The sequence below is a fragment of the Streptomyces sp. CA-250714 genome, assembly GCF_050936705.1.
Taxonomy (GTDB): domain Bacteria; phylum Actinomycetota; class Actinomycetes; order Streptomycetales; family Streptomycetaceae; genus Streptomyces.
This window is the reverse complement of sequence record NZ_JBNJMI010000002.1, coordinates 2,968,356-2,995,230: the sequence shown is the minus strand read 5'-3', so window position 1 is coordinate 2,995,230 and position 26,875 is coordinate 2,968,356. Positions and strand designations below refer to the sequence as shown.

Sequence of the window (26,875 nt, the reverse complement as noted above, 5' to 3'; positions counted from 1 at the left end):
TAACTTGCGAGTCCGGATGAAGGGGGAACCCCCGTGTCCCACAGCAAGAAACGCCACACCCGCACGGCCGCCGCCACGGTGGCGGCAACAGCCCTCGCCGGCTCGGCCGTACTGCTGTCGGCCCCCGCGGCGAGCGCCACGACGGTCGACGTCGACTACCAGTGCAAGACCCCGATCGGGGACAAGAGCGCCGTCTCGCCCATCGACATCAAGTCCACCAAGAGCGGCAGCGGTTACAAGCTCACCATGTCGTTCGAGAAGGGCGTCTCCTCCAGCCCCGTCGAACTCGGCAAGGGCGTGATGAAGCCCAGCGCCAAGATCAAGCTCGGCGGCGCCGAGACCGGCGATGTGCCGGTGAGCGGTCCGCCGAACGACAAGGCCATCCCGGCCAACACCCCGATCAAGATCCCTGACTTGAGCGGGACCTACACACCGAAGAAGAGCGGCAAGGTCACCTTCACCGCCGGCACACTCACCATCAAGGCGATGGGTACGACCACCACCTGCAACCCGAAGAACAACCCGAAACCCTCCCTCACCCTCGATGTGACCGCGGCGGGCGGCAGCGGCGGCTCGGGCGGCGGTGACACCGGCGGCACGGCGAGCGGCGGAGGTGACGCCTCCGGCGGCGCGGCGGCCACCGGCGGAGCAGCGCCCAGCGGCGGCGAACTGCCCAAGACCGGCCCCACCGACTCCGCAGTCGCCCTCGGCACCCTCGGCGGCACCGTGCTGCTGGCCGGAATCGGCGGAGCACTGTGGGTGACGCGGCGCAGGGCCGCGGTACGGCACTAGCCCGTGGTGGGCCGCACCCCGCCCCGCCAAGGCGCCCGCAGCGCACCGGCCCCCCGCACCCGGGGATCGCTCCCGGGCCGCACCCGGGGGGTGCTGGTCTGTGCACTCGCCGTGCTCTGCCTGCTGGGAGCGGACAGCCCCGCCCGCGCGGCGACACCCGGCGAGGGCGAGCCCCCGTGGTCGGCGGCGCCCTCCCCGCCCGCGGGCACCGCGGCGTCCGACGCACGCTCGTTCTTCTATCTGGAGGGCGGCCCCGGCACCGTGCTCCGGGACTCCGTCGCGCTCACCAACGAGGGCGGAGCACCCCGCACCTTCCGGCTGCGCGGGGCTGACGCGTACAACGCACGCGGCGGCGGGTTCGCCGTGCGGGAGGAGGGCCGCAGCAAGGGCCCCGGCAAGTGGATCGCCCTCGCGAAGGACACCGTCGAGGTGCCGCCGCACACCCGCGCCGAGGTGCCGCTGAGCGTGACCGTCCCCGACAGCGCCGTGCCGGGCGACCATCCCGCCGCGCTCGTCGTCAGCGACGGCAGGCGGACGGTGGGGGTACGGATGCATCTGCGGGTGAGCGGGCCGACGCTGGCGGCGCTGAGCGTGGAGAACGTCCAAGTGGAGAAGGCCGACGACGGTGCCGCGCTGATCGGCTACACCCTGGTCAACCGCGGCAACACCGCGCTGCGGCCCCGGCTCGCCGTCCACGCCGACGGCCTCTTCGGTCCGCTGGTACGGCAACCGGCCAGGACTCTGCCCGTCGAACTGCTCCCCGGCCAGCGCGTCACCCGCCAGGAGCGGTGGCCGCACCCGCCCGCGGCGGATGTGGCGGACGTCCGCCTTGTGGTGCTGGCCGAGGACGGAGCGCGGGATTCCGGTACGGCCTCGTACACGGCTGTGCCCTGGGGGTGGGTAGTCGGGGTGCTCGTCGCCCTCGCCGGTACGGGCGTTGGCTGGTACGTCCGTCGCAGCCGCGGCGCTTCGTCGGGCGAGGACCGGCGGCCGACCCCGGGTGAGGGAGCCGGCTCCGGCCGGGGGCCGGCGCCCCGTCCCGACCGGGGGCGCGGGGACGAAACCCCCGAGGGGCCGACGGTGGGCGCCACTGCCGCAGCCCCGACGTCCGGCGCCATGAGGGGAGCCGCGAAGTGAGGACGGACATCCGGCGAGTCGCAGTCCTGCTGGGTTGCCTCATCATGGTGGCGGCACCGAACCAGGCGACGGCAGGCACCGCCAAGACGCAGCAGCCGAAGATCACGCTCTCCAAGAGCGAGGCGGGCGCGGGGGCGAACGTCACGGTGCGCGGCGCCGGATGGCGCCCCGACACCCTGCTCACCCTGCTGATGTGCGGTCAGAAGGCCATCGGCGGCACCAACGCCTGCGCCAACGCCGAGGGACGGGCCGTCACCACGGACAAGAACGGCCGCTTCCGCAAGGCGATTCCCGTCGCCGAGCCGCCGAAGGCCTGCCCGTGCGTCGTACGGGCCACCACGGTGACGGGCGCCTACGCGGCGGCGAACGCGGCGTTCCGGGTCGCGGGCCACCCGGTGAAACCGCTGCCCGAGAGGCGCACGGGCGGGCGGCTCAGCGTGCTGGCGGCGCGGCTGGAGGGGGAGAGCGGGCTGCTCAACTGGTTCGGCGCCCCCGAGCAGCGGAAACTGGTGCTCACGGTCGGCAATCTGGGTGCCGACCGCGCCCGGGACCCGGTCTTCGAGGTGGGCACCTCGCACGGCGTCCTCGCCCCCGAGTGGGAGCGCCAGCAGTGGCGGGGCACGATCGATCCGGGCAAGAAGGCGCGGGTCGAGCTGCCCGTCGAGCTGGCCTCGGGCGCCCACGGGGAGTACACGGTCGCGGCCAAGCTCGACGGCCGCGTACTGACCGAACAGCCCTGGGATGTGGGGCGGCCCTGGGGGGTGACGCTGTTCTGGCTGCTGCTGTGCGTGGTGGTCCCGCTGGCGGTGTTCCGGCTCGGCATGGCGCTTGTCTCACGGCTCGCCCCACCTTCGCGGCGCTCTGCCGGTGAGGGCGCCCCCCAAGGAGGGGGCGCCCAGGGTGCGGCTACTTCACTTCGGTCATCGTCGCGGTGATCTGCCGCCGGTACATGTACACCGCGAATCCGGCCAGCACCGCGAGGGCGGCTTCGAGGGCGACGACGCCCGTGGTGCTGAGGTCAACGCCGCCGATGGACAGCAGGCCGGTGATGCTGTCACCCGCGGTCACGGCGAGGAACCAGACACCCATGAGCTGGCTCGCATACTTCGCGGGGGCCAGCTTGGTGGTCACCGACAGGCCGACGGGCGACAGGCACAGCTCCGCGACGGTGTGCATCAGGAAGATGAGGACCAGCCACAGCGGGGTCACCTTCGTACCGTCGGAGGCCGATGCCATCGGGATGACGAAGACGAAGAACGACAGGCCGGTCACCACCAGCGCGAAGGCGAACTTCGCGGTGGTCGTCGGCTCCTTGCCGCGCCGGTTGAGCGCCAGCCACAGCGCGGCGAAGACCGGGGCGAGCAGGATGATGAAGAGCGGGTTGATCGACTGGAACCAGGTCGAGGGGAAGTGCCAGCCCAGGATCGAGGTGGACGTCTTGGCGTCACCGAACGCCTGGACGGTGGAGGCGCCCTGGTCGTAGATCATCCAGAAGATCGCCGCGGCGGCGAAGAACCAGATGTAGCCGGTCATCCGGCCCTGCTCGGCCTGGGTGAGGTCCTTGTCGCGCTTGATCCGCACCAGCATCCCGAGCGGTATGAGCAGGCCCAGCACGGTGAGCGGGATCATCGCCCAGTTGAGGGTGAAGGTGCCGGTGGCCACCACGACGCCGTAGAAGACGACGGCGACGACCAGCCACAGCAGCGACTTGCGCAGTACGGCCGTCTTCTCCGGCGCCGACAGCGGCGCTGGGACCTGGCTGCTCCTGGGGTCCAGATGGCGCGAGCCGATGAGGAACTGGACCAGGCCGAGGCCCATACCGACGGCGGCCATGCCGAAGCCCAGATGCCAGTTGACGGTCTGGCCGACGGTGCCGATGGCGAACGGGGCAAGGAACGAACCCGCGTTGATGCCCATGTAGAAGACCGTGAAGCCGCCGTCGCGGCGCGGGTCGTCGGGGCCGTTGTACAGATCGCCGACCATCTTGGAGATGTTGGCCTTCAGCAGCCCGGAGCCGGTGGCCACGCAGGCGAGACCGGTGAAGAACGACGCCTCGCCCGGCAGGGCCAGGGTGAGGTGGCCGATCATGATGATGCCGGCGCCCACGGTGACGGTCTTGCGGGGGCCCCAGAGCCGGTCGCCGAACCAGCCGCCCGGCATGGTCAGCAGATAGACCATGGCGTTGTAGACGGAGTAGATCGCCGTGGCCGTGGCCAGGTCCATGGCGAGGCCGCCACCCTGGCTTCCGGCGCCGCCCTCACCCGCGTCGGGCCCGCCGGCCACGAGGTAGACGACGAGCAGTGCGCGAAGGCCGTAGAAGCTGAAGCGCTCCCACATCTCCGTCATGAAGAGCGTGGCCAGACCTCGTGGGTGGCCGAAGAAGGTCTTGCCGCCGGTGGTGCCGGGGGCGTCCTTCGTCAGGCTGGGCGCCATATCGGTGTTCCTTGCCATTGCGCTGGGGCCGCGCTGCCCAGCGGCGCTGCTCGCAGGCGGGACCCGTACACGGAAAAGGACCCCCGGCCGGTGGTGCGTGGGCGCCAGGAGTCCTCGACGTTCACTTACATAAGTGCATTCACCATAAGTCACCGGCCATGCCCCCGGGGAAGAGCTTGCGAGATACATCACAGGTGAAAGGTGCAACCCAGGCGCGTATTCGTTGGTGACGTGTCCATCTCACCTGAGGATTGTCAGAACCGGAGGGCAGCGCACCGTATCCACACTGACGCTCGGCCACGCGGACTACCATCGGTCCATGACCCGTGTACTGCTCGCCGAGGATGATGCGTCGATCTCGGAGCCGCTGGCCCGCGCCCTGCGCCGGGAGGGCTACGAGGTCGAGGTGCGCGAGGACGGCCCCACCGCACTCGACGCCGGGCTGCGCGAGGGCATCGACCTGGTCGTGCTCGACCTGGGGCTGCCCGGTATGGACGGTCTCGAGGTGTGCCGCAGGCTGCGCAACGAGGGCCACAGCTTCCCCGTCCTCGTACTGACCGCGCGTGCCGACGAGGTGGACACCGTCGTCGGCCTCGACGCGGGTGCCGACGACTACGTCACCAAGCCCTTCCGGCTCGCCGAGCTGCTGGCCCGGGTCCGCGCCCTGCTGCGCCGCGGCACCCCCGCCGAACCGGCCCAGCCCCCGGCCACACACGGCGTGCGGATCGACGTCGAGTCGCACCGGGCGTGGATGGGCGATGAGGAGTTGCAGCTGACCGCCAAGGAGTTCGACCTGCTGCGGGTGCTGGTGCGGGACGCGGGCCGGGTCGTCACCCGGGACCAGCTGATGCGCGAGGTGTGGGACACCACCTGGTGGTCGTCGACCAAGACACTCGACATGCACATCTCCTGGCTGCGCAAGAAGCTCGGCGACGACGCGGCCAACCCCCGCTACATCGCCACTGTGCGCGGCGTCGGCTTCCGCTTCGAGAAGAGCTAGGGCACCTTCGAGGAGCCGGAACCAGATTGAGCCCCCGGAACAGCTAGGAAAGAAGCCAGCACGTGCGCCGTCGGCTCATCCTGTCCATCCTCGCGGTCGTACTCGTCGTCGTCGCGGTCTTCGGCATCTCCCTCGTCATCGTCGAGTCCCGCACGATCGAGAACAGCACCAGGGAGAACGTCCGCTCCGAGGCGATCCGCCTGGTCTCCACCGTCGAGAACCGGCTGGTGGCCAAGGAGAGGGTGACGAAGGAGTCCATCGGCGTCACCACCTCCAAGGACCGCATCGTCCGCTACATCCGCATCGACCTGCCCGACCGGCGGCGGCCCATCGAGGTCGGCGAACGGCCCGCGGGCGATGTCGTCGAGGCGAGGGAGACCGGCGCGCACGGCGAGCACGTCACCGTGCAGGCGTCGCGGTCCGCGGTGCGCGCCGAGGTCGGCCGCACCCTGCTGATCATCGCCGCGGTCGCGCTGCTCGCCGTGATCGCCGCCGCCGTGCTGGCCGTACGCCAGGCACACCGCGTCGCGGCCCCGCTCACCGACCTGGCCGAGACCGCCGAACGGCTCGGCTCCGGCGACCCGCGCCCGCGGCACCGCCGCTACGGGGTGCCGGAGCTGGACCGGGTCGCGGACGTGCTGGACGCCAGCGCGGACCGGATCGGCCGGATGCTCACCGCCGAGCGGCGGCTGGCGGCCGACGCCTCGCACCAGCTGCGCACCCCGCTGACGGCGCTGTCGATGCGGCTGGAGGAGATCATCACCATGGCCGACGGCGACGAACCCGAGGACCGTGCCGTCGTCAAGGAGGAGGCGACCATCGCGCTCGCCCAGGTCGAGCGGCTCACCGACGTGGTGCAGCGGCTGCTGACCAACTCCCGCGACCCGCGCACCGGCTCGGCCGTCAGCTTCGACCTGGACGAGGTCGTCAAGCAGCAGATCGAGGAGTGGAAGCCCGCCTACCGCAGCGCGGGCCGGGCCATCGTGCGCTCCGGCAAGACCGGGCTCCGCGCGGTGGGTACGCCCGGCGCGGTGGCGCAGGTGCTGGCGACGCTGATCGAGAACTCGCTGATGCACGGCGCCGGTACGGTCGCGCTGCGTACCCGGGTCACCGGCAACCAGGTGGTGGTGGAGGTCACGGACGAGGGCCCCGGGGTGGACGAGGCGCTGGGCTCGCGGGTCTTCGAACGGACCGTCAGCGGCCACAACTCCACCGGCCTCGGCCTCGCCGTCGCCCGCGATCTCGCGGAGGCGGACGGCGGGCGGCTGGAGCTACTTCAGCAGCTGCCGCCGGTCTTCGCGCTGTTCCTCAGCCGCGAGGCGGCCGACCTCGATGCGTCCGGCTCCGGCTGAGGCCGCCGGTTCGACGGCCGCCGGTTCGACGGCGAAGGGGTCGCTGGGGGCACCTGCTGGGCGAAGCCCGGGGGAGGGTTCACCGTCGGTCTCGGCGTCGGTCCCCGTACCGGCGTCAGTGCCGGCACCGGCCTTGGCGCCGACCCGGAACACCCAGGTGCGGTACGCCCAGAAGCGGAAGACGGTGCCGATGGCGAGCCCGATGACGTTCTTGGCGATGTTGTCGGCGAGCGGCGAGGTGTAGCCGAAGCCGTAGTGCGAGAGGGCCAGGATGCCGTTCTCCAGCACCAGCCCGACGCCGCTGAAGAGGAAGAAGAGGACCGTCTCGCGGTGGATCCGGTTCTTGTCGATGTGCCGGTAGGTCCAGTAGCGGTTGCCCAGGTAGTTGGTGCCGATGGCGACGACCTGCGAGATGACCCCGGAGCGGATGGGGGCGAGCTGGAACGTGTGGATGCACAGGTTGAAGATCGCGACGTTCACCAGGAAGCCCAGCGCACCGACGGCGCCGAACTTGGCCAGTTCGCGCACGAGCCGTTCCAGTCCCGGGCGCATCGTGCGCCATTTCCCCATAGCGATACTGAGCCCCGTTTCGTTCGGTCGTCGAAGGCTGACCCATGCTAACCAGCCCTACATTCGCTCTGTAGGGCGATTGACGCAGCCGGGGCGCGGATGGTTGCCGGTGCCCCGCCCGGCCGGTGACGTGCTGTCGGCAGGGCCGGCGAAGGTGCCGCTGGTCAGCGCGCGACCGTGCTGCCGGTCAGTTCGCGACGGTGATGTGGAAGGTGACGTCCTTCACGGGGTGGTCCGCATCGACCCGCTCGTTGCTGGTCCCGCACTGGAAGCACTCACGCAGCGCGAGCTTCGTCCTGCCGGGCTTCTCGGCGCGGTAGGAGTACCAGCGTTCGCCGCGGTCGCCCATGCGGTCGGGGTCGAAGCCCTGGGCCCTGGTGTCGATGAGGGTGGCGGTCCTCGGGTCGGGCTTGTCGCCGCGCACGATCCAGCGGTAGCCCTCGCTGGGCCGGTACGGGACCTTCAGCACGAACTGCTCGTGCGGGCGTACCTGGACGCGGGTGTCGTGGATGCCGAACTCGCGGGGACGGGGCATGCCGGCGCCGCCGTCGGCTCCGTCGTTGCCGCTGCCGCCGCTGTCCCCGTTGTCGCTGTTGTCGCCGCCTCCACCGCACGCCGTGGCGGCCAGCAGGACGGCCAGTGTCAGTGTGGCTTGTTTCATACGCCGCAACCCGCGCCCCCGTTCTCAGCAGGTCCACCTCAAGACCGACCAGTACGGAGCATAGAGGAGGCGCCGGAGGCGTAAGGGGCGGGCGGAGCGCTCCCTCGGGCCCCGTACCCTGGAACCGTGACATTCCCGGTAGTCGGCATGGTCGGCGGTGGCCAGCTCGCTCGTATGACCCACGAGGCGGGCATCCCGCTCGGCATCAGATTCAAGCTCCTTTCCGATACGGCGCAGGACTCGGCGGCACAAGTCGTCAACGAGGTTGTCGTTGGTGACTACCGAGATCTGGACACGCTGCGGCGCTTCGCCGAGGGCTGCGATGTGATCACTTTCGATCACGAACATGTGCCCACCGAGCATCTCCGCGCGCTGGAGGCGGACGGCATCCCCGTCCGCCCGGGCCCGGACGCGCTCGTCCACGCGCAGGACAAGGGCGTGATGCGCGCCCGGCTCGCCGAACTCGGCGTACCCGCGCCGCGCAACCGGATCGTCAGCGGTCCCGAGGACGTCGCCGCGTTCGCGGCGGAGGGCGCGGCCGCGTCGGCCCCCGGGAGCGGCGGCTTCCCCGTCGTCCTCAAGACGGTGCGCGGCGGCTACGACGGCAAGGGCGTATGGGTCGTACGCGGCGCTGACGACCCGACCGCGGCCGAGCCGTTCAAGGCGGGCGTCCCCGTGCTCGCCGAGGAGAAGGTCGACTTCGCGCGGGAGCTGGCCGCGAACGTCGTCCGCTCCCCGCACGGGCAGGCCGTCGCCTACCCCGTCGTGGAGTCCATCCAGGTCGACGGCGTCTGCGACACCGTGATCGCCCCCGCGCCCGCGCTGGCCGAGGAGGCCGCGCTGGGCGCCCAGGAAATGGCGCTGCGGGTGGCGCACGAGCTGGGTGTCGTCGGGCATCTGGCGGTCGAGCTGTTCGAGACGAAGGACGGCCGGCTGCTCGTCAACGAGCTGGCCATGCGGCCGCACAACTCCGGGCACTGGACCCAGGACGGCGCTGTGACCTCGCAGTTCGCCAACCATGTGCGGGCCGTGCTGGACCTGCCGCTGGGCGACCCGCGCTGCCGGGAGCGCTGGACCGTGATGGCCAATGTGCTGGGCGGCGACTACCCCGACATGTACGCGGCGTATCTGCACTGCATGGCACGCGACCCGCGGCTCAAGATCCATATGTACGGGAAGGACGTGAAGCCCGGCCGCAAGGTGGGGCACGTCAATGTCTACGGGGACGACCTCGCCGACGTACGGGAGCGCGCCGCGCACGCCGCGGGATACTTGCGGGGCACCATCGCCGAGTGAGCTCCCCGTGTCGGCCGGCTGTCCCGCCGTGGGAGTGTGCGTCCTGCCCACCCGCCCACCACCCCCTCACCTAGGAGTCGTATGACCAGCCCAAGCCCGCTCGTGGGGATCGTCATGGGGTCCGACTCGGACTGGCCCGTCATGGAGGAGGCGGCCAAGGCGCTGGACGAGTTCGAGGTGCCGTACGAGGTCGATGTCGTCTCCGCGCACCGGATGCCCCGCGAGATGATCGCCTACGGCGAGGACGCAGCGGACCGCGGACTGAAGGCGATCATCGCGGGCGCCGGCGGTGCGGCACATCTGCCGGGCATGCTCGCCTCGGTCACCACGCTGCCCGTCATCGGCGTGCCCGTGCCGCTCAAGTACCTGGACGGCATGGACTCGCTGCTCTCCATCGTGCAGATGCCCGCGGGTGTCCCCGTCGCCACCGTCTCGGTGGGCGGCGCGCGCAACGCCGGGCTGCTCGCCGTACGGATGCTCGCGGCGCAGGAGGGCGAACTGCGCGAGAAGATGCGCGACTTCCAGCAGGAGCTCAACGCACAGGCCACCGAGAAGGGCAAGCGGCTGCGGGCCAAGGCCGCGGGGGAGACCGGGTTCGGCTTCGGCAACGGCGCGGGAGGCAACCGGTGACGCGTACCGACAGCCCGCAGCGGCGCCCCGACAGCCCCAACCTGGAGCGCGCCCGTGCGCTGCTGACCGAGCACCCCGTCGTGGACGGGCACAACGACCTGCCATGGGCACTGCGCGAGCAGGCGTGCTACGACCTCGACAAGCTCGACATCGCCAAGGAGCAGCACGAGAAGCTGCACACCGACCTCGCGCGGCTGCGCGCCGGCGGCGTCGGCGCGCAGTTCTGGTCCGTCTACGTCCCCGGCGAGCTGACCGGGGACGACGCGGTGAGCGCGACCCTGGAGCAGATCGACGCCGTACGGCTGCTGGCGGCGCGCTACCCCGACGACCTCCAGCTGGCCTTCACCGCTGAGGACGTGGAGGCCGCGCACGCCCAGCGGCGCATCGCCTCGCTGATGGGCGCCGAGGGCGGGCACTCGATCAACAACTCGCTGGCCGCGCTGCGCGCCCTGTACCAGCTCGGGGTGCGCTATCTGACGCTCACCCACAACAACTCGCTGGACTGGGCCGATTCGGCCACCGACGAGCCGCGTGCGGGCGGGCTGAGCCGCTTCGGCGAAGAGGTCGTCCGCGAGATGAACCGGCTCGGCATGCTGGTCGACCTCTCGCATGTGGCGGCCGACACCATGCGGGACGCGTTGCGGGTGACCGAGGCGCCCGTGATCTTCTCGCACTCCTCCGCGCGCGCCGTCTGCGACCACCCGCGCAACATCCCCGACGACGTGCTCGCCCAGCTGCCCGCCAACGGCGGCGTGGCGATGGCCACCTTCGTACCCAAGTTCATCCTCCCCGAGGCGGTGGCCTGGACCCTGGCGGCCGACGAGAACATGCGCGCCCACGGCCTGGACCATCTGGACCTGAGCGACGAGGGCCGCAAGGTGCAGCGCGAGTTCGAGAAGGCCAACCCGCGGCCGGTTCCCGACGCCGCCACGGTCGCCGACCACCTCGACCACATGCGCGAGGTCGCGGGCATCGACCACATCGGCATCGGCGGCGACTACGACGGCACCGCCTTCACCCCGGCCCAGCTGGAGGACGTCTCCGGCTATCCGCACCTGGTGGCCGAGTTGCTGGACCGCAAGTGGTCCGACGCTGACCTGGCGAAGCTGACGTGGTCCAACGCCCTGCGGGTGCTGCGCGAGGCGGAGGAGGTGGCCCGCACACTCCAGACGCAGCGCGGCCCCTCGATCGCCACGATCGGTCAGCTGGACGGCTGATCCCGCGGCGATTCGCCGCACAGGGTTGACCAGCGGTCAACTCCCTTGTGACTGCGCCCTTTGAGGTGGCCGGGCCCGGGCGGTGAGGTCTTGACCTTGCTCCCCGGGCCCGCGAGCATCAGCTGGCCCACTCCTTCCAGGGAGGATCATTGGCCACCTCGGAATCATCCGGCTCACACATCGACTCAGCCACCGACAGCGACTCCGGCACCCTCGCCCGGCGCCGGCTCCTCCAGGCGTCAGCCGCGGCAGGCGGCGCCCTCGCCGTCTCCGGTACCGCCCTCACAGCCCCGGCAGCCGCCGCACCCGCGTCCGCCGCCACCACGACGGCCGCGGCTGAGGCGAAGGCCGCCACCAAAGCCCGCACCGTCTCCTTCTCCGCCGCCACCAACGGCGCCGCCACGCTCGTGCCCGGCGCCGAGCGGATGATCGCGGAGATGCAGAACATCCTCTGGTCCATCCCCCGTTCGGGCGGCGCAGCCCGCGCACTGACCGTCCCGGGGCTGGAGCCCACCCGCCCGGTGCTCGCACCGGACGGCAGGACCGTGGCCGTATGCGCCTACCGGGACGGCGGCTTCCACATCTGGACCCTGCGCTCGGACGGCTCCGGTCTGAAGCAGCGCACCGACGGGCCGTGGGACGACCGCGGCCCCGCGTGGTCGCCCGACGGCACCCGGATCGCGTTCGCCTCCGAGCGCGAGGGCGACCCGGTCAAGGGCAGCCCGTACCGCATCTGGGTGCTGGATGTACGCAGCGGCGAACTGACCCGCCTCACCGGCCGGAAGGGCCAGGGCGGGCCGCTGCAGGACGGCGCCTGGGAGGACTTCGACCCGGCCTGGTCACCGGACGGCGAGCGCGTGCTGTGCGTACGCGGCAGTGTCGTCAAGGGCGAGACGGGGCCGCAGCTCCAGGCCCGCACGCTGGTCTCCGTCGCCGCTGACGGCTCCGGGGACGTCCGTACCGAGCACCAGGACGACACCGCGGGCGTCTCGCTGATGACGCCCGCCGTCTCCCCCTCGGGCAAGGTGGCCTACCTGCGCACCACCGCCGCGCCCAAGGCGTCCTGCACGCTGGTCGTCGACGGTAAGGCCGTACGGATCGAGGGCGATCTGGCGCCGGTGCCGCCCCGCTGGACCGACCGCGAGACGCTGCTGCTGACCGTCTCCGGCACCTTCCGGCTGCTGCGCCCGGCCCGCCCCGAGTCCGCCGAGCGCATCCCCTTCACCGCCGAACTCCCCACCCAAAGACCCCGCTACCGCGTCAAGGACTACGGATTCGAGGCGCCCGGCAGCCACCGGGTGCGCGGCGTGCAGCAGCCGGTGCTCTCCCCGGACGGCAAGCACTTCGCCTTCGTCGCCCTCAACGCGCTCTGGCTGGCCCGCACCGACGGCCGGGGCCGCCCCACCAAGCTCGTCCAGGCGTCCGAGGCCCGCTACATCTGCGCGCCCTCCTTCACCCGGGACGGCAAAGCGCTGCTCTACAGCGACGACCGCGGCGGACTGCTGGCCGTACGCCGCAGAGAACTCGACTCCGGCAAGGAGACGGAACTCGCCGCAGGCGGCCGCGTCTTCGGCGCGCTCTCCCCAGACGGCGCCAAGCTGGCCTGCCTGGACATGGCGGGCAACCTGCTGGTCAAGGACCTGGCCGACGGCCAGGAGCGCACCCTGGCCAAGCCGCTGGGCGGCGGCGGTATCCCGGGTCCGCCCAGCTGGTCGCCGGACGGCCGCCGTCTCGCGCTGTGCGACCGCAACCGGCTCAACTACCGCTTCCGCGAGGGCTACAACCTCATCCGCGTCCTCGACACCGACAGCGGCGCGGAGGTACTGCACCCGCTCGCCCCGTACGCCTCGCTCGCCGACCGCTACGCCTCGGGGCCCGTCTGGTCACCGGACGGGAAGTGGATGGCGGCCGTGTCCGAGTCGGCGCTGTGGGTGCTGCCCGTACGCGACGACGGCAGCCCGGCAGGGAAGGCCCGCCGGCTGTCCGACGAGAGCGCCGACCACCCCTCCTGGGCGGGCGATTCCCGCACACTGCTGTACCTGTCGGCGGGCAAGCTGCGGCTGCGCGACGTGAAGGGCGGAAATGCGCGCACTGTCCGGCTGGAGATGTCCTGGCGGCGGCCCGCCCCCAAGCAGACCGTCGTGCACGCCGGACGGCTGTGGGACGGCACAGGAGAGGGCGTACGCGAGGACGTCGACCTGGTGCTGCGTGACGGGCGTATCGCCGAGATCGCCCCACACCGCTCAGGGCGGCGCGCCGAGCGCCGGCTGGACGCCTCAGAACTGACCGTGCTGCCGGGCCTGTGGGACACCCACACGCACCCCTGGCAGACGACGTACGGCGGCAGGCAGACCGTCGCCCAGCTCGCCTACGGCATCACCACAGCAGTCTCCTTCGGCGGCTTCGCCTACGAACAGGTCCGGCTGCGCGAGGCGGTGGCCGCAGGACAGCTGGCCGGACCACGACTGCTGACAACCGGCGAGCTGCTGGACGGCGCCCGCGTCGCGTACAGCATGGGCCGCGCCCACCGCACGGCAGAAGGGCTACGGCGCTCCCTGGAGCGCGGGGGCGCGCTCGACTGGGACTTCGTCAAGACGTACGTACGCGCATCCGCCACCGCGATGCGGCAGGCGGCGCAGTACGCGCACGAGGAGCTCGGCGTCCGCTCCGGAAGCCATCTGTGCACCCCGGGCGTACAGATCGGCCAGGACCTGACGACCCACCTCCAGGCCACCCAGCGGCTGGAGTTCGGGCACGCAACGACCGGCACCGGGCACGCAGGCGAGGACGTCGTCGGCATCTACAGCACGCCGGGCGACTTCCATCTCGTCGCCACGCCCTTCACCGCGGCCCCACTGCTGGGCGCCCACCCGGAGCTGGCCGAGGACGAGCGGGTGACCCGGCTGCTGCCGCCGTGGGACGTGCAACTCGTACGCCAGGGCGCGGCCACTCCGCCCACCAAGGAGCAACTGGCCACACTCGACGTGGAGACCGCCGTCTACCGGCGCGTTCTCGCCGCGGGCGGCATCGTCGCGCTCGGCACCGACCAGCCGCTGGTGCCGGTCGGGCTCCACCTCCATCTGGCCCTGCGCGCCCTGCACCGCGCCGGGCTCAAGCCGCACGAGGCGCTGCGTACGGCCACCGTGCTGCCGGCCAGGGCGTTCGGCGCCGAGCGCGAACTCGGCACCGTGGAGGAGGGCAAGCTGGCCGACCTCACCCTGGTGGATGGCAACCCGCTGACCGACTTCGACTCACTGGTGCGCACAGTGACAGTCGTACGCGGCGGCGTCCCCTACGAGCAGAAGGACCTGATCGACGCCTACAGCACCGCACAGGTGCGCACCCGTGACGAGGGGCAGCAGGCGCACTGGCGGCAGGTGAGCCGCCAGCTGCGCCGGGACGGCTGCTGCGACATGGGGCACTGACGTGCGTGAGGGGCCGGCGTTCCGCACGCCGGCCCCTCACCGCTGGTCACATGGGACCCGTCACGGCAGGTTGCGCGCCATGACGATCCGCTGCACCTGGTTGGTGCCCTCATAGATCTGTGTGATCTTGGCGTCCCGCATCATCCGCTCGACCGGGTAGTCGCGCGTGTAGCCGTAACCGCCGAGCAGTTGGACGGCGTCCGTGGTGATCTCCATGGCGGCATCCGAGGCGTAGCACTTGGCGGCGGCGCCGAAGAAGGTCAGGTCCTCCTTGTCGCTGCCCTCGGAGACCCGCTCGGAGCGCGCGGCGGCGGCGTAGGTGAGCTGCCGGGCCGCCTCGATCTTCATGGCCATGTCGGCGAGCATGAACTGCACGCCCTGGAAGTCGCCGATGGGCTTGCCGAACTGCTTGCGCTCCTGCACATACCCCTTCGCGTAGTCCAGCGCGCCCTGCGCGATACCGAGCGCCTGTGCGGCGATGGTGATGCGGGTGTGGTCGAGGGTCTTCATGGCGGTGGCGAAGCCGGTGCCCTCGGCGCCGATCATCCGGTCGGCCGGGATGCGCACGTTGTCCAGGTAGACCTCGCGGGTGGGTGAGCCCTTGATGCCCAGCTTCTTCTCCGGGGCGCCGAAGGAGACGCCCTCGTCGTCCTTCTCCACGACGAACGCGGAGATGCCCTTGGTGCGCTTGTCCGGGTCGGTGACGGCCATCACCGTGTAGTAGTCGGAGACCCCGGCGTTGGTGATCCAGCGCTTGACGCCGTTGAGGACCCAGCTGTCCCCGTCCCGTACGGCCTTGGTCTTCATACCGCCCGCGTCCGAACCGGCGTCCGGCTCGCTCAGACAGTACGAGAACATCGCCTCGCCCTTGGCCAGCGGCGTCAGACAGCGCTTCTTGAGGTCCTCCGAGGCGGAGAGGATCACCGGGAGCGAGCCGAGCTTGTTGACGGCCGGGATGAGCGAGGAGGAGCCGCAGACCCGGGCGACCTCCTCGATGACGATCACGGTGGCCAGCGCGTCGGCGCCCGCGCCCCCGTACGCCTCCGGCACATGCACCGCGTGCAGATCGTTGGCGACCAGCGCGTCCAGCGCCTCCTGCGGGAACCGTGCCTCCTCGTCCACCTCGGCGGCGTACGGCGCGATCTTCGCCTCGGCGAGCGCGCGCACCGAGTCGCGGAGCATCTCGTGCTCCTCGGACGGCCGGTAGAGGTCGAAATCAGACGCCAAGGTGTCTCACTCCTTTGAGAGCATGCGGAATGCCTGGGTTGCTGGAGATTGCCTGGGTGCTTGCCGGGGGTGCTTGCGTGGGGGTTCTGCTCGCCGGTTGTCCGGATTGCTAATTACCGTTAAGTAACCCAGATTTTAGTGGCCGAGAGCTCCTCCGGGGTACGTGAGGTTCACGACAGGAGCGGTCCCGTTATGCTCGCGGACAGCGTTCTGCCGTCACAAGGAGCTACCCGCATGGCCTCGCCCAAGATCACCGTGATTGGCCTCGGCTACCTCGGCGCCACCCACGCGGCCGCCATGGCCGAGCTGGGCTTCGAGGTGCTGGGCCTGGACGTCGCACCGGAGAAGATGCGCAAGCTGGAGCAGGGGCAGGCCCCCATGTTCGAGCCGGGCCTCGAGGAGCTGCTGCGCGCACACGTCGCCGGCGTCGAGGGCTCGACCGGCCGACTGCGCTTCACCGACTCCTGGGAGGAGATCGGCGCCTTCGGTGACGTCCACTTCCTGTGCGTCAACACCCCGCAGAAGCACGGCGAGTTCGCCGCCGACATGAGCTACGTCGAGCGTGCCGTCGACTCCCTCGCGCCGCAGCTGCACGGGCCCGCGCTCGTCGTCGGCAAGTCCACCGTGCCGGTCGGCAGCGCGGAGCGGCTCGCGGCCCGGATCGCCGCGCTGGCCCCCGCGGGCGAGGAGGCCGAGCTGGCCTGGAACCCCGAGTTCCTGCGGGAGAGCTTCGCCGTCAAGGACACCCTGCACCCCGACCGCATCGTCGTCGGCGTCGGCGGGCCGCGCGGCGAGGGGCTGCTGCGCGAGGTGTACGCACGGCCCATCGCCGAGGGCACGCCGTTCCTGGTCACCGACTTCCCGACGGCCGAGCTGGTGAAGACCTCCGCCAATTCGTTCCTGGCCACGAAGATCTCCTTCATCAACGCCATGGCCGAGGTCTGCGAGACCGCCGGCGGCGACGTGGTGAAGCTCGCCGAGGCCATCGGCTACGACGACCGCATCGGCCACAAGTTCCTGCGCGCCGGGATCGGCTTCGGCGGCGGCTGCCTGCCCAAGGACATCCGCGCCTTCATGGCCCGCGCCGGTGAGCTGGGCGCCTCAGAGGCGCTGACCTTCCTGCGGGAGGTCGACTCGATCAACATGCGGCGCCGCGCCCAGATGGTCGAGCTGGCGCGCGACGCGCTGGGCGGCGCGCTGCTGGGCAAGCGCATCGCCGTGCTGGGCGCCACCTTCAAGCCCGACTCCGACGACGTACGGGACTCGCCCGCGCTCAACGTCGCCGGGCAGCTGCACCTCCAGGGCGCGCAGGTGACGGTGTACGACCCGAAGGGCATGGAGAACGCGCGGGCCGTCTTCCCGACGCTGGGCTACGCGGACAGCGCCCTGGACGCCGCCCGCGGGGCCGATGTGGTGCTGCATCTGACGGAGTGGACCGAGTTCAAGGAGCTCGACCCCGCGAGGGTGGGCGACGTCGTCGCCACCCGCCACATCCTCGACGGCCGCAACACCCTGGATCCCGTTCTCTGGCGCAAGGAGGGCTGGACCTTCCGCGCCCTCGGGCGGCCCACGCTGTGATCCCACCCACCCGTAGCCCTCTGGCGTGATCGGGAGGGCCGGTCGCCCTCCCGATCGCTATCGGGCGCGGCGCGCGCGATAGGTGCGCATTTTGGCGCGGCTGCCGCAGACGGACATGGTGCACCAGCGGCTGCGGCCGGCCGGGCTGCGGTCGTAGTAGACCCACTGGCAGTCGTGGGTCACACAGGCCTTCAGCCGCTGCCAGGTGCCGTCGTTCGCCGCGGTGGCGATCCGGGCGGCGAGGTGGGCGGTCAGGCCGGTGAGACCGGTGAGGCCGGGCGCGGGCCGGAGTACGGCCTCGCCCCGCGTCTCGATCCGCACGGTCAGCGGCGCGGCGCCGACGTGCCGCTCCAGCCCCTCGGCCGCCTCCGGTGGCACCGGAATCCCCGCGTGGGCCAGACAGGCGGCACGCAGCGCCTCGCGGAGCTCGCGCAGCCCCGCCAGATCGCGTTTGCCGAGCCGGAACCGCGTCAACTCGTGGTCGTCGACGAACCGGTCCAAGTCCTCCGGCGTGGCGAGGTGGTCCGTACCGGTTTCGATGTCCAGGGTGTTTGCCAACTCCTGCACCAAAAGGAGTGGTTCCGGCGCCTGTCTGTCTCCCACTCTTGTGACGTTACCGGTGTAACGCCATCATGTGGTAACCGAGGCCGTTACCGGTTGAAGCCCTGTAGCGGTAACTCAGGTGGCGGTAACCACACCGCGGCCGCAGACGGCGAGCGACCGAGAGAGGATTCACGATGGCCATCCCCAAGATGGGCGTTGTCGTGCTGGACTGCCCCGACACCGGGCGTCTGGCGGAGTTCTACGCGCAGATGCTGGGCTGGAAGATCGACCCGGAGAGCGACAGCGAGTGGACGGAGGTGCTCGACGAGGAAGGCCGCAGGCGGCTGGCGTTCCAGCAGGCGCCGGGGTTCGTCCCGCCGCAGTGGCCTAGCGAGGAGCACTCGCAGCAGTTCCATCTCGACCTGGACGTGCCACCGTCGCGGATCGACGAAGCCGAGCAGGAGGTGCTGGCGCTGGGCGCGCGGCTCGTCCAGGACGACGGGGACGGCGAGCGGGACTTCCGCGTCTACCTCGACCCGGCCGGGCACCCCTTCTGTCTCTGTCTCGTCGACCGCTGAGCCGGGCGCGAGAGATCGGCAAACGCCACGGCCGGGCCCTGCGCTCAGGGCCCGGCCGCTCTCGAAGGTCACTCCTCACCGGTTGGAGGTGACGGTCACCTTCTCATCGTTGTTGAGCTGGTTGACCAGCTGCTTGACCTTCGCCTTGTCCCACTGGAGGTTGCCCCCGGGCGCCGAGCCCGCGATCGGCATGTTCATCGACTTGCCGTCCCCGCCCGAGACACCCTTCATCGCCCAGAACATCGAGGCGACGTTCCACAGGCTCATGTCCTTGTCGACCTTGAGCGTGTCCAGCCCGGCACCCATCGTCGGGTAGAGCTTGAACGGGTTGAGGATGGTGCTCGGGGTCGCGGTCTGGTTCGCCAGCGCGGAGAGGAACTTCTGCTGGTTCTTGGTGCGGTCCAGATCGCTGCCGGGCAGTGCGTAGCGGGTACGGACGAAGGCCAGCGCGTCCTTGCCGTCCAGGGTCTGCTTGCCCTTCTTGAGGTCGGCGCCGGACTTCTCGTCCTTGATGTCGCGCGGGATGTCCATCTCCACGCCGCCCACCGCGTCCACGATCTTCGCGAAACCGCCGAAGCCGATCTCCGCGTAGTGGTCGATCTTCAGCCCGGTGTTGTGCTCGACCGTACGGACGAGCAGCTCGGGGCCGTCCATCGCATACGTCGCGTTGATCTTGGTGTGCTTGCCCTGGGCGGGGTAGCGCTTGCCCGACTCCGAGCCGGTGAAGGACGGGATCTCGACGTCGGAGTCGCGGGGCAGCGAGATCATTGTGTTCCCGTTGCTGCCGACGTGCAGAATCATGATCGAGTCGGTGCGGCCCTCATCGGTGGGGCCTCCGGTGTGCAGGTCCTTCTTCTCCTGCTGGGACATGCCCTCGCGGCTGTCCGAGCCGACGATCAGGTAGTTGGTGCCGTCGCCGCCCTCGGGACGGTCCTCGACGATGCTGAGGTCCACCTCGCGGCGCAGCTTGGAGTCCGCCCAGAAGTAGGTGCCGATCGACCAGGCCAGTACGACGACGACCAGCGTGATCAGCGTCCACTTGGAGCGGCGGCGCCAGTCAGGACGGGGCCGGTCGTCGTAGTCGCCGCGGCCGCCGCCCCGGCCGCCGTAGACCTGGCCCTCGTTGTAGCCGGAGTCGTAGCCGTCCTGCGGCTGACCGTAGCCGGGGTCGTATCCGGGTCCCCCCTGGCCGTAACCGGAGCCCTGGCCCGGGCCCCGGGTCTGCGGAGGAACACCGGGGGCCGATGTATGGGGCATGACACGTGTGGGGTCGGGACGGGACGCGTCGCGGCCACGACCTTCCCGGCCCCGCGAGCTGTCGTTCCAACCATCGGGCCACTCATTCATGCACGGCAGTGTGCCTGCACTCGGACGGCGGAACACAGGGTGGGTACCACTTCGGGGTAAGGCTGTAGCAGTTTCGATGCAAAATGCCGGGGTCTGAGGGGCTTCCTCCGCGCGCATAAGGTGGTGGGCATGACCCACCAGGCGCACACGGCGCACGACGAGCTCCCGGGCAAGCCGACCGCCGCCTCCCGCACGACCCTGTCCCACATCATGACCGCGAGCGACACCAATCTGCTCGGGACCGTGCACGGTGGCGTGATCATGAAACTGGCCGACGACGCGGCCGGTGCCGTCGCCGGACGCCACTCCGAGGGCCCGGCCGTCACCGCCTCCATGGACGAGATGGTCTTCCTGGAGCCGGTCAGGGTGGGGGATCTTGTTCATGTGAAAGCCCAGGTCAACTGGACCGGGCGGACCTCGATGGAGGTCGGGGTGCGGGTGCTGGCCGAGCGCTGGAACGAGTCGACGCCCGCCACCCAGGTCGGCTCCGCGTATCTCGTCTTCGCGGCGATCGACGAGAACGGCAAGCCGCGGACCGTCCCGCCGGTGATACCCGAGACCGAAGCGGACCGGCGCCGCTACCAGGAGGCGCAGATCCGGCGGACCCATCGGCTGGCCCGCCGCCGCGCCATCAAGGAGCTCCGCGCCAGCCGCTCGGCGAGCTGACGCCGCCCCGCCACAAAGGAAGGGCCGCGGCGGCTACTCGCACTCGACCTCGTCCCCCCGCATCGGGGCCTCGTCCGGGCTGATGCTCTCGTCCGGCGGGCGGACGCGGCGTACGGACTGGTCCGGGTCGCCGATCGTGACCCTCATCCGGGCGCCCCGGTGGCCCGCCTTCACCAGCTCGGCACCGGGCAGCGCGGCGGCGAGGGAGCGGGCGGAGCGGTTCCAGCGCGGGTCGTAGGCGATGGTCGTACGGGCGCGCTCGGTGTGCCGGGCGTTGGTGGGGACACCGGTGGTGGCGTAGCCCGCGCCGCGCAGTTTCCGGTCGATCCGGGCCCCGAGCCCCTGCCGGCCGGTGGCGTTGGCGACCTCGACGCTGATGTTCCGCGGGGCGACCTCGACCTGCGGCGGCCCGCCCCGCGCGGGCTCGGCGGGCGCGGAGAGCGGCCGGTCCTCGCGCAGCGCGTCGAACAGCTTCGCCGCCTTGGGCCGGTCCCATTCGACCGTCGAGCCGAGGCCGCGCACCCGGTGGTCGGCGTCGGCCAGCGGCACGGAGGCGAACTCCGAGGACGCCGGGTTGAAGCCGCGCATCGCCTGCCCCAGGGCCATCATCTGCTCGGTGCCGAAGCCCTGATCGGCGCGTACGGACTCCAGCAGGGTGGCGGCGACCTTGTTGAAGCGCACCGGGTTCATCAGCACGCCGGTGTCGGTGGCCTGCGAGATGACCGAGGCGAGGAAGTGCTGCTGGCGCTTCATCCGGGTCAGGTCCGAGCCGCCGTCCAGATGCCGCGCCCGTACGTACTGGAGCGCCTGTCCGCCGTTCAGCTTGGTGGTGCCCTTGGGCAGGTCGAGCCCCGAGTAGCTGTCCTTGAGCGGTTTCGTCGTACAGACCGGCACCCCGCCAAGGACGTCCACGGTGCTCATGAAGCTGGTGAAGTCGACCTCCAGATAGTGGTCGACGTGCACGTCCGTCAGCTTCTCCACGGCCCGGACGGTCAGCGGGGCGCCGCCGGCCGTGTAGGCGGAGTTGAGCTTGGCGGGGCGTTCGGTCACCTGTCTGCCGGTGGCGCGGTCCTTGTGCGGCGGCAGCCGGGTATAGGTGTCGCGGGGGAGGCTGATGACGGTGGCCCGCTCCCGGTCGCCGGACAGGTGCACCAGCAGCATCGTGTCCGTGCAGTCGCAGGCCGCGCCGCCGAGCTTGTACCGCTCCTTCTGGCCGGCCGAGAGGCCGTCTCTCCGGTCGGTGCCGACGACGAGGAAGTTGACGCCGTTGTCGACCTTGGGGCGGCTGTCGAGTCCGTGGAACGGGTCGACCCTGCGCACGTCCGCGCTCAACCCCGTCACCATCGTGTGCCCGACGCCGCCGGCGGCCAGCAGCAGCACGGAGGTGCCCGTGGCGATCCGCAGGCCCCAGCGCGGGCCTTGGTGGGGGGAGGAGGCGCGACGAGGCAACAGTGGCCACCTTCCGCAGAGGGAGTGTGAACAGAGGCAGTACTTAGCGTAACAATTACGTCACTTAGAGTTCCCACACTGTATGCCGGTACGATCTCCGGATCGTGCGTACACGCCGTCGCGTCCCGGGACCGGCCCCCGGAGGGGCGCGGGCCGTACGGACCGTTCGCCCGATCGCGGTAACGTGAGCGCCGTGACTCGCGAGAACCGACGTCCTTCCCCGGACTCCTCCCCGGACGCAGCCCAGCCCCCCGTCTCCGTGATCATGCCGGTCCTCAACGAGGAACGGCATCTGCGCAGCTCAGTGCGGCACATCCTGGAGCAGCGCTACGACGGTGAGCTGGAGGTGGTCATCGCGCTGGGGCCCTCCACGGACCGCACGGACGAGATCGCCGCCGAGCTGGTCGCCGAGGACCCCCGCGTGCACACGGTGCCCAACCCCACAGGCCGCACCCCCGCCGGACTCAACGCCGCGATCAAGGCGTCCCGGCATCCGGTGGTGGTGCGCGTCGACGGGCACGGCATGCTCTCCGCGGACTACATCGCCACGGCCGTACGGCTCCTGGAGGAGACCGGCGCGGCCAACGTCGGCGGCATCATGCACGCCGAGGGTGAGAACGCCTGGGAGCACGCTGTCGCCGCGGCGATGACCTCGAAGATCGGCGTGGGCAACGCCGCCTTCCACACCGGCGGCACAGCGGGCGAGGCCGAGACGGTCTATCTGGGTGTCTTCCGCCGCGACGTACTGGAGCAGCAGGGCGGCTACAACGAGGAGTTCATCCGCGCCCAGGACTGGGAGCTGAACTTCCGCATCCGTGAGGCGGGCGGGCTGATCTGGTTCTCGCCCGAGCTGCGGGTCTCCTACCGGCCCCGGCCCAGCGTGCGCGCCCTCGCCAAGCAGTACCGCAACTACGGCCGCTGGCGGCACGTCGTGGCCCGCTACCACGCGGGCTCCATCAATCTGCGCTACCTGGCCCCGCCGGCCGCCGTGTGCGCCATCGCGGCAGGCCTCGTGGTGGGCGTCGCCGTCACCCCGTGGGGGCTGTTGGTGCCCGGCGGCTATCTGGCGGCCATCGTCGCCGGTTCGCTGCCCGCGGGCCGGGGGCTGCCGCTGAAGGCCCGCGTCCAGATCCCCGTGGCGCTCGCCACCATGCACATGTGCTGGGGATGGGGCTTCCTGACGAGCCCGAAGAAGCTGGCCCGCAAGGTCATCGCGAGCCGCCGGCAGCCGGTTGCCGCAACCGGGTAGCCGGGTCCCGCCCCCGTGGCGGACAGGACAGCTGTAAGGGGCGCCCTTCAAGGAAGGGCGCCCCTTACATGTCGTCGGTTGTACGTAGCTCGTCGGCTGTACGTGGCGCGTCACCACGTGTAGGCCGGGTTGACCTCCATGCACGCCTTCTTCTCGTCACCCCGCAGCGCATCCGCGCTGTCCGGTGCCTTCTGGTCGTCCTTCTCGCCGTCCCCGCCCTTGTCGCTCTTGGGGTAGGCCGTGCCCTCCCGCCAGTCGGCGCCGACGATGAGGGTCACGCGCTGCACCCCCGTGGAGTGCTTGACCAGCCGTTCCGGGACGCCCAGCGCCTTGGCGACGGCCAGTGCGTCGCCGCGCTGCTCCTCGCGCGGGTACGTGATGGTGGTGTCCGCCCTGGACTGCGGCGTCTGATCGGCCGTCGCCTGGCTGAAGCCCTCGCGTGCCAGGGCACCCGCGACGACGCTCGCCCGGCCGCTGACCGGCTGCTGGAGTGCGGTGCCGGTGCCGTTCATCACGCTGACCGGGATCTCGGCCTTCGGCTGCGACGGCTCGGTGGGCTGCGCCGACTTGCTGGCCTCGGCCTTCTTCTTGTCCTTCCCGTCCAGCGCCACGTCGTGCCGGATGAGGGAGAAGATCTGCTCCGAGTCGCCCTTCTTGGGCAGCACATAGCTGCCGCCGGCCCCGTACTCCCACGGCATGGTGGCCATGGTGATCCGCTTGGTGGGTACGCGCTTGAGGTCGTTGCCCAGGTCGTAGAGCTTCTTGACCGAGCCGATGCCCTTGTCGACGGTGAGCGCCTTGGTGGCGGCCTCCGCCAGGCCGCGCATCTTGCCCGGGTCGGACAGCTTGGTGCCCGCCTTGAGCTGGCGCACCATCGAGTTCATGTACATGTGCTGCGCCTTGGCGCGGCCGATGTCCGTACCGTCGCCGAAGCCGTGCCGGGTGCGCAGCCAGTGCAGCGCCTGCTCGCCCTTGACGACCGACTTGCCCTTCTTCAGCTTCAGCTTCGACTTCGGGTCGTGCACGTTCTTGTCGACGCAGACCGGCACACCACCGACCGCGTCCGCCATGGAGACCACACCCGAGAAGTCGATCATCATGAAGTGGTCGATCGGGATGCCCGTCATCTCCTCCCAGGTGGCCACGGTGCATCCCGGGCCGCCGTGCTGGAGGCTGGCGTTGATCCGGTCGGTCGTCTCCGGATAGACCTTGCCGTCGTCCGGGTCGGTGCACTTGGGGATCGTCGTCCTGGTGTCGCGCGGCACGGAGAGGACCGACATGTTGCTGCGGTCGGCCGAGACGTGCAGCAGCATCTGTACGTCCGCCAGCGGCGGCCGGTCGCGGTCGGCGCGGGAGCCGCCCAGTCGCACGTTCTCCTTCGAGGAGCGCGAGTCGGAGCCCAGCAGCAGGATGTTCATCGGGGTCTGTCCCGCGGCGTTCGGGTCGGAACGGTGGAGCTTGTTGTCCCCGAGGTTCAGCTCGTCCTTGCTGAGATTGCCGTTGAGGTGCTGGTAGTAGAGATAGCCCGCTCCCGCGGTGCCGAGTATGAGCAGTGCGAGGACGGCGGCGGACCAGCGCAGCACCCGTCGGCCCCGGCTCGGCCGCTTGGCACGGCTCACCGCCGCGGCGCTCTCGCCGCCCTTGCCGGAGGTGCCCCCGGCGGCATCCCTGCCCCCAGCGCCGCGCTGCCTGCGCCGGTTGCCGCGTCCTTCACCGGTACCGGAAGGGGATGCGTTGCCGTGGCGCGGACCCTGATCCGGGTGCCCTTCGTACAGGCTCTCGTCCCAGCCGCGGTCGGCGGCGGTGGGGGCGCTGCGCTGCGCCTCCCTGCCGCCGTCGGTGTCGTTCTGCCGCACGGGACCTCCCCGTTTTCAGGTTGTGCTGCCCCCGGTCGCCTGGCGGGACGTACCGGAGGGGTTGGTGTCACTTCGCGCACACGTTCTTGTCGTTGGCGTTGACCTTCTCGACCCCGGAAGGCGCCTTGTCGGGTGCGCCGAGCGGCTTGCCCGGCCCTGTGAAGTCCCTGCCGAGGGTCAGCGCCATGCTCTTGCCCACCCTGTCCGTCTTCTTCAGCGCCGAGGCCGGCAGCTTCAGCATGTCCGCCAGCCTGGCCGCCTTCTCCTCCTGAGAGGGGGCGAACTCCAGCCGGGTCTTCGCCAGCTCCTGCGGCGCGTTGCCGCCGGACGCCGCGTTGCCCGCGCCCTTGTTCAGCAGATAGTCCACCGTCTCGGCCGCCGCCCCCGAGGGGCCGCCGCCGTTGAGGATGGACACGTTCACCTCGGACGCGGGGGCCTTCTTCGCCTTCGGCTTGGCCGCGGCCTGTTTCTTGTCCTTCCCGGTCATGGACTTGTCCTGCTGGACCATCTTGAAGAGCGGCTCGGCCTTCTGCTTGTTCAGCACGACCGTGGCCGGGTCGTTCGGGTTGTCGACGACCGGAACCGTGGCGAAGGTGATGTTCTTGACGTTCACCCGCTTGAGGTCGTTCGCCAGGGCCATCAGCTTCTTGACGCTGCCGATGCCCGTGTCCACCGTCAGCGCCTTGGTCGCCACGTCGCTCAGGTCGAGGAGCTTGGAGGGGCTGGTGAGGGTGTCACCGGACTTCATCTTGCGGATCATCGAGCTGAGGAACTGCTGCTGGAGCTTGATCCGGTCCAGGTCGCTGCCGAAGCCCACCGCATGCCGGGTCCGGACGAACGCGAGGGCCTGCTCGCCCTTGACGGTGTGCTTGCCCGCCTTCAGGTTCAGATGCGACTTGGGGTCCTTTATCGGCTTCCGCGTGCAGACCTCGACGCCGCCGACCGCGGTGGACAGCTGCTTGACGGCGTTGAAGTCCGCCATCATGAAGTGGTCGATCTCCACCCCGGTCAGCTTCTCGACGGTGCGCCAGGTGCAGCCCGGGTCCCGCTCCGACTGCCCCAGGCTGGTGTTGAAGCGCACCTGCCGCTGGCCGGGGATGGTCTTCTTGCTGCCGTCCTTCAGCGTGGTCTGGCACGAGGGGATGTCGGTGATCATGTCGCGCGGAATGGAAAGCGCGGTGGCGTTGGAGCGGTCCTTGGAGACGTGGAAGAGGAACGTGGTGTCCGCGTGGCCGACGCTGCCCTTGTCCCCGTAGCCGGTGTTGCCCTTGCCCGAGCGGGCGTCGGTGCCGATGACCAGGATGTTGACCGGGCCGTTCTTGACCGCGGGGTTGTTCTCGCCGACGTCGATCTTGTTGATGTTGCCGTTCAGCTTCTGGTACCAGACGTAGCCGCTGACGCACCCCGCGATCAGCGCGAAGCCGACGATGCCGCCGCCGATGCGCAGGGCCTTCTGCTTGCCGGAGAGCTGCCGCTTGGCCTTCCTGCGCCCCCGGCCGCCGCCACCCTTGCCGTCGGAACCGGCCCGTTCGGCGGCGCGGCCCCGCCGCTGGGAGGGGAGCCGGGATTCGGCGCGCCGGGCGGAACGGGATCCCGGGCGATCGCCCGCGCGCTCCCCGGAGCGGTCACCGGCGCGGGAGCGCGCCCGTTCGGCTGCCCGCCCACCCGAGCGCTCCCCGGCGCCGGGCTCGGCAGGTGTGGCGGCGCTGTCCTGGGGGGAGGAACTTCTCTGGCGCGGAGCAGAGGTGCGGCGGGAGCCGTACCGACTCTGGGAGTCGTCGGCGACGGGGTTCAGTCGCAGCTCATAGCTGCCGGTGTTCGGGTTGAACACCCACTGATCCGCGGGATCGACATCTCCCGCATGCCCAC

Annotated in this window: 22 protein-coding genes; 13 read left to right on the top strand and 9 right to left on the bottom strand. The window is 70.7% G+C overall.

What is annotated here, in order from left to right:
* Positions 1–33: 33 nt before the first annotated feature.
* From ACQEU8_RS32200 to ACQEU8_RS32190, 3 genes are all read left to right on the top strand, one after another.
* On the top strand, positions 34–792 hold the full coding sequence (locus tag ACQEU8_RS32200) for an LPXTG cell wall anchor domain-containing protein (RefSeq protein WP_433107370.1): 759 nt from the start codon (positions 34–36) through the stop codon (positions 790–792).
* 90 nt (positions 793–882) lie between these two features.
* Entirely contained in the window at positions 883–1,929 is a 1,047-nt protein-coding gene (locus ACQEU8_RS32195) for a COG1470 family protein (RefSeq protein ID WP_433107368.1), read from the top strand.
* Positions 1,926–2,864: a neocarzinostatin apoprotein domain-containing protein gene (locus ACQEU8_RS32190; RefSeq protein ID WP_433107366.1), complete on the top strand. Its 939-nt coding sequence runs from the start codon at positions 1,926–1,928 to the stop codon at positions 2,862–2,864. Before ACQEU8_RS32195 ends, ACQEU8_RS32190 begins: the two co-directional genes overlap by 4 nt.
* Here ACQEU8_RS32190 and ACQEU8_RS32185 read toward each other — a convergent pair.
* Positions 2,836–4,362: a peptide MFS transporter gene (locus tag ACQEU8_RS32185; protein WP_433107364.1), complete on the bottom strand. Its 1,527-nt coding sequence runs from the start codon at positions 4,360–4,362 to the stop codon at positions 2,836–2,838. The genes ACQEU8_RS32190 and ACQEU8_RS32185 overlap by 29 nt on opposite strands.
* A 319-nt stretch (positions 4,363–4,681) precedes the next feature.
* Between ACQEU8_RS32185 and ACQEU8_RS32180 the strand changes: the two genes are divergently transcribed.
* Together ACQEU8_RS32180 and ACQEU8_RS32175 are read left to right on the top strand one after the other, a co-directional pair.
* Positions 4,682–5,362, top strand: a complete 681-nt coding sequence (locus ACQEU8_RS32180) for a response regulator transcription factor (RefSeq protein WP_209237437.1) — start codon at positions 4,682–4,684, stop codon at positions 5,360–5,362.
* A gap of 62 nt (positions 5,363–5,424) precedes the next feature.
* A complete protein-coding gene (locus ACQEU8_RS32175; protein WP_433107361.1) occupies positions 5,425–6,714 on the top strand; it encodes an ATP-binding protein in 1,290 nt (429 codons plus the stop codon).
* On the opposite strand, the gene ACQEU8_RS32170 is transcribed toward ACQEU8_RS32175, so the two are convergent.
* On the bottom strand, positions 6,634–7,266 hold the full coding sequence (locus tag ACQEU8_RS32170) for a GtrA family protein (RefSeq protein ID WP_433107359.1): 633 nt from the start codon (positions 7,264–7,266) through the stop codon (positions 6,634–6,636). The genes ACQEU8_RS32175 and ACQEU8_RS32170 overlap by 81 nt on opposite strands.
* Positions 7,267–7,471: 205 nt before the next feature.
* Positions 7,472–7,945, bottom strand: a complete 474-nt coding sequence (locus tag ACQEU8_RS32165; protein WP_433107357.1) for a protease inhibitor I42 family protein — start codon at positions 7,943–7,945, stop codon at positions 7,472–7,474.
* 126 nt (positions 7,946–8,071) lie between these two features.
* On the opposite strand from ACQEU8_RS32165, the gene ACQEU8_RS32160 reads away from it, so the two are divergent.
* The 4 genes from ACQEU8_RS32160 (at position 8,072) to ACQEU8_RS32145 (ending at position 14,513) form a co-directional block, all read left to right on the top strand.
* Positions 8,072–9,241, top strand: coding sequence for a 5-(carboxyamino)imidazole ribonucleotide synthase (locus tag ACQEU8_RS32160; RefSeq protein ID WP_433107355.1), 1,170 nt, complete (start codon positions 8,072–8,074; stop codon positions 9,239–9,241).
* An 81-nt stretch (positions 9,242–9,322) separates the two neighbouring features.
* On the top strand, positions 9,323–9,871 hold the full coding sequence (gene purE, locus ACQEU8_RS32155) for a 5-(carboxyamino)imidazole ribonucleotide mutase (protein ID WP_433107353.1): 549 nt from the start codon (positions 9,323–9,325) through the stop codon (positions 9,869–9,871).
* A complete protein-coding gene (locus tag ACQEU8_RS32150) occupies positions 9,868–11,088 on the top strand; it encodes a dipeptidase (protein ID WP_433107351.1) in 1,221 nt (406 codons plus the stop codon). Before purE ends, ACQEU8_RS32150 begins: the two co-directional genes overlap by 4 nt.
* A gap of 149 nt (positions 11,089–11,237) precedes the next feature.
* Positions 11,238–14,513: an amidohydrolase family protein gene (locus ACQEU8_RS32145; protein ID WP_433107349.1), complete on the top strand. Its 3,276-nt coding sequence runs from the start codon at positions 11,238–11,240 to the stop codon at positions 14,511–14,513.
* Positions 14,514–14,573: 60 nt separating this feature from the next.
* Here the strand turns inward: ACQEU8_RS32145 and ACQEU8_RS32140 are convergent, their stop codons facing one another.
* Positions 14,574–15,740 (bottom strand): acyl-CoA dehydrogenase, encoded by a 1,167-nt coding sequence (locus tag ACQEU8_RS32140; RefSeq protein ID WP_433107347.1) that lies wholly within the window; start codon positions 15,738–15,740, stop codon positions 14,574–14,576.
* A 234-nt stretch (positions 15,741–15,974) separates the two neighbouring features.
* On the opposite strand from ACQEU8_RS32140, the gene ACQEU8_RS32135 reads away from it, so the two are divergent.
* On the top strand, positions 15,975–17,318 hold the full coding sequence (locus ACQEU8_RS32135) for a UDP-glucose dehydrogenase family protein (RefSeq protein WP_433107345.1): 1,344 nt from the start codon (positions 15,975–15,977) through the stop codon (positions 17,316–17,318).
* A 57-nt stretch (positions 17,319–17,375) separates the two neighbouring features.
* Here the strand turns inward: ACQEU8_RS32135 and ACQEU8_RS32130 are convergent, their stop codons facing one another.
* Positions 17,376–17,921, bottom strand: a complete 546-nt coding sequence (locus ACQEU8_RS32130; RefSeq protein WP_433107343.1) for a CGNR zinc finger domain-containing protein — start codon at positions 17,919–17,921, stop codon at positions 17,376–17,378.
* A 134-nt stretch (positions 17,922–18,055) separates the two neighbouring features.
* On the opposite strand from ACQEU8_RS32130, the gene ACQEU8_RS32125 reads away from it, so the two are divergent.
* Positions 18,056–18,439, top strand: a complete 384-nt coding sequence (locus tag ACQEU8_RS32125; protein ID WP_433107341.1) for a VOC family protein — start codon at positions 18,056–18,058, stop codon at positions 18,437–18,439.
* Between the two features lie 75 nt (positions 18,440–18,514).
* Here the strand turns inward: ACQEU8_RS32125 and ACQEU8_RS32120 are convergent, their stop codons facing one another.
* Complete coding sequence (locus ACQEU8_RS32120) at positions 18,515–19,786, bottom strand: LCP family protein (protein WP_433107339.1); 1,272 nt, start codon at positions 19,784–19,786, stop codon at positions 18,515–18,517.
* A gap of 129 nt (positions 19,787–19,915) precedes the next feature.
* On the opposite strand from ACQEU8_RS32120, the gene ACQEU8_RS32115 reads away from it, so the two are divergent.
* Positions 19,916–20,452, top strand: coding sequence for an acyl-CoA thioesterase (locus ACQEU8_RS32115; RefSeq protein WP_433107337.1), 537 nt, complete (start codon positions 19,916–19,918; stop codon positions 20,450–20,452).
* A gap of 33 nt (positions 20,453–20,485) precedes the next feature.
* Here the strand turns inward: ACQEU8_RS32115 and ACQEU8_RS32110 are convergent, their stop codons facing one another.
* The gene (locus ACQEU8_RS32110; protein WP_433107335.1) at positions 20,486–21,901 is read right to left on the bottom strand and encodes an LCP family protein; all 1,416 of its coding nucleotides are present in this window, start codon (positions 21,899–21,901) and stop codon (positions 20,486–20,488) included.
* Positions 21,902–22,094: 193 nt separating this feature from the next.
* Between ACQEU8_RS32110 and ACQEU8_RS32105 the strand changes: the two genes are divergently transcribed.
* The gene (locus tag ACQEU8_RS32105; protein WP_433107333.1) at positions 22,095–23,150 is read left to right on the top strand and encodes a glycosyltransferase family 2 protein; all 1,056 of its coding nucleotides are present in this window, start codon (positions 22,095–22,097) and stop codon (positions 23,148–23,150) included.
* 110 nt (positions 23,151–23,260) lie between these two features.
* Here the strand turns inward: ACQEU8_RS32105 and ACQEU8_RS32100 are convergent, their stop codons facing one another.
* Both ACQEU8_RS32100 and ACQEU8_RS32095 read right to left on the bottom strand, forming a co-directional pair.
* Positions 23,261–25,006 carry an LCP family protein gene (locus ACQEU8_RS32100; protein ID WP_433107331.1) on the bottom strand — a complete coding sequence of 582 codons (1,746 nt, stop codon included), beginning with the start codon at positions 25,004–25,006 and terminating at the stop codon, positions 23,261–23,263.
* Positions 25,007–25,073: 67 nt separating this feature from the next.
* Positions 25,074–26,837 (bottom strand): LCP family protein, encoded by a 1,764-nt coding sequence (locus tag ACQEU8_RS32095; protein WP_433107329.1) that lies wholly within the window; start codon positions 26,835–26,837, stop codon positions 25,074–25,076.
* Positions 26,838–26,875: the final 38 nt, after the last annotated feature.

Coding starts and splice junctions, on each gene's coding strand:
- ACQEU8_RS32125 (WP_433107341.1), top strand. CDS start 18,056: ATGGCCATCCCCAAGATGGGCGTTGTCGTGCTGGACTGCCCCGACACC.
- ACQEU8_RS32120 (WP_433107339.1), bottom strand. CDS start 19,786: ATGAATGAGTGGCCCGATGGTTGGAACGACAGCTCGCGGGGCCGGGAA.
- ACQEU8_RS32165 (WP_433107357.1), bottom strand. CDS start 7,945: ATGAAACAAGCCACACTGACACTGGCCGTCCTGCTGGCCGCCACGGCG.
- ACQEU8_RS32135 (WP_433107345.1), top strand. CDS start 15,975: ATGGCCTCGCCCAAGATCACCGTGATTGGCCTCGGCTACCTCGGCGCC.
- ACQEU8_RS32180 (WP_209237437.1), top strand. CDS start 4,682: ATGACCCGTGTACTGCTCGCCGAGGATGATGCGTCGATCTCGGAGCCG.
- ACQEU8_RS32170 (WP_433107359.1), bottom strand. CDS start 7,266: ATGCGCCCGGGACTGGAACGGCTCGTGCGCGAACTGGCCAAGTTCGGC.
- ACQEU8_RS32115 (WP_433107337.1), top strand. CDS start 19,916: ATGACCCACCAGGCGCACACGGCGCACGACGAGCTCCCGGGCAAGCCG.
- purE (WP_433107353.1), top strand. CDS start 9,323: ATGACCAGCCCAAGCCCGCTCGTGGGGATCGTCATGGGGTCCGACTCG.
- ACQEU8_RS32185 (WP_433107364.1), bottom strand. CDS start 4,362: ATGGCGCCCAGCCTGACGAAGGACGCCCCCGGCACCACCGGCGGCAAG.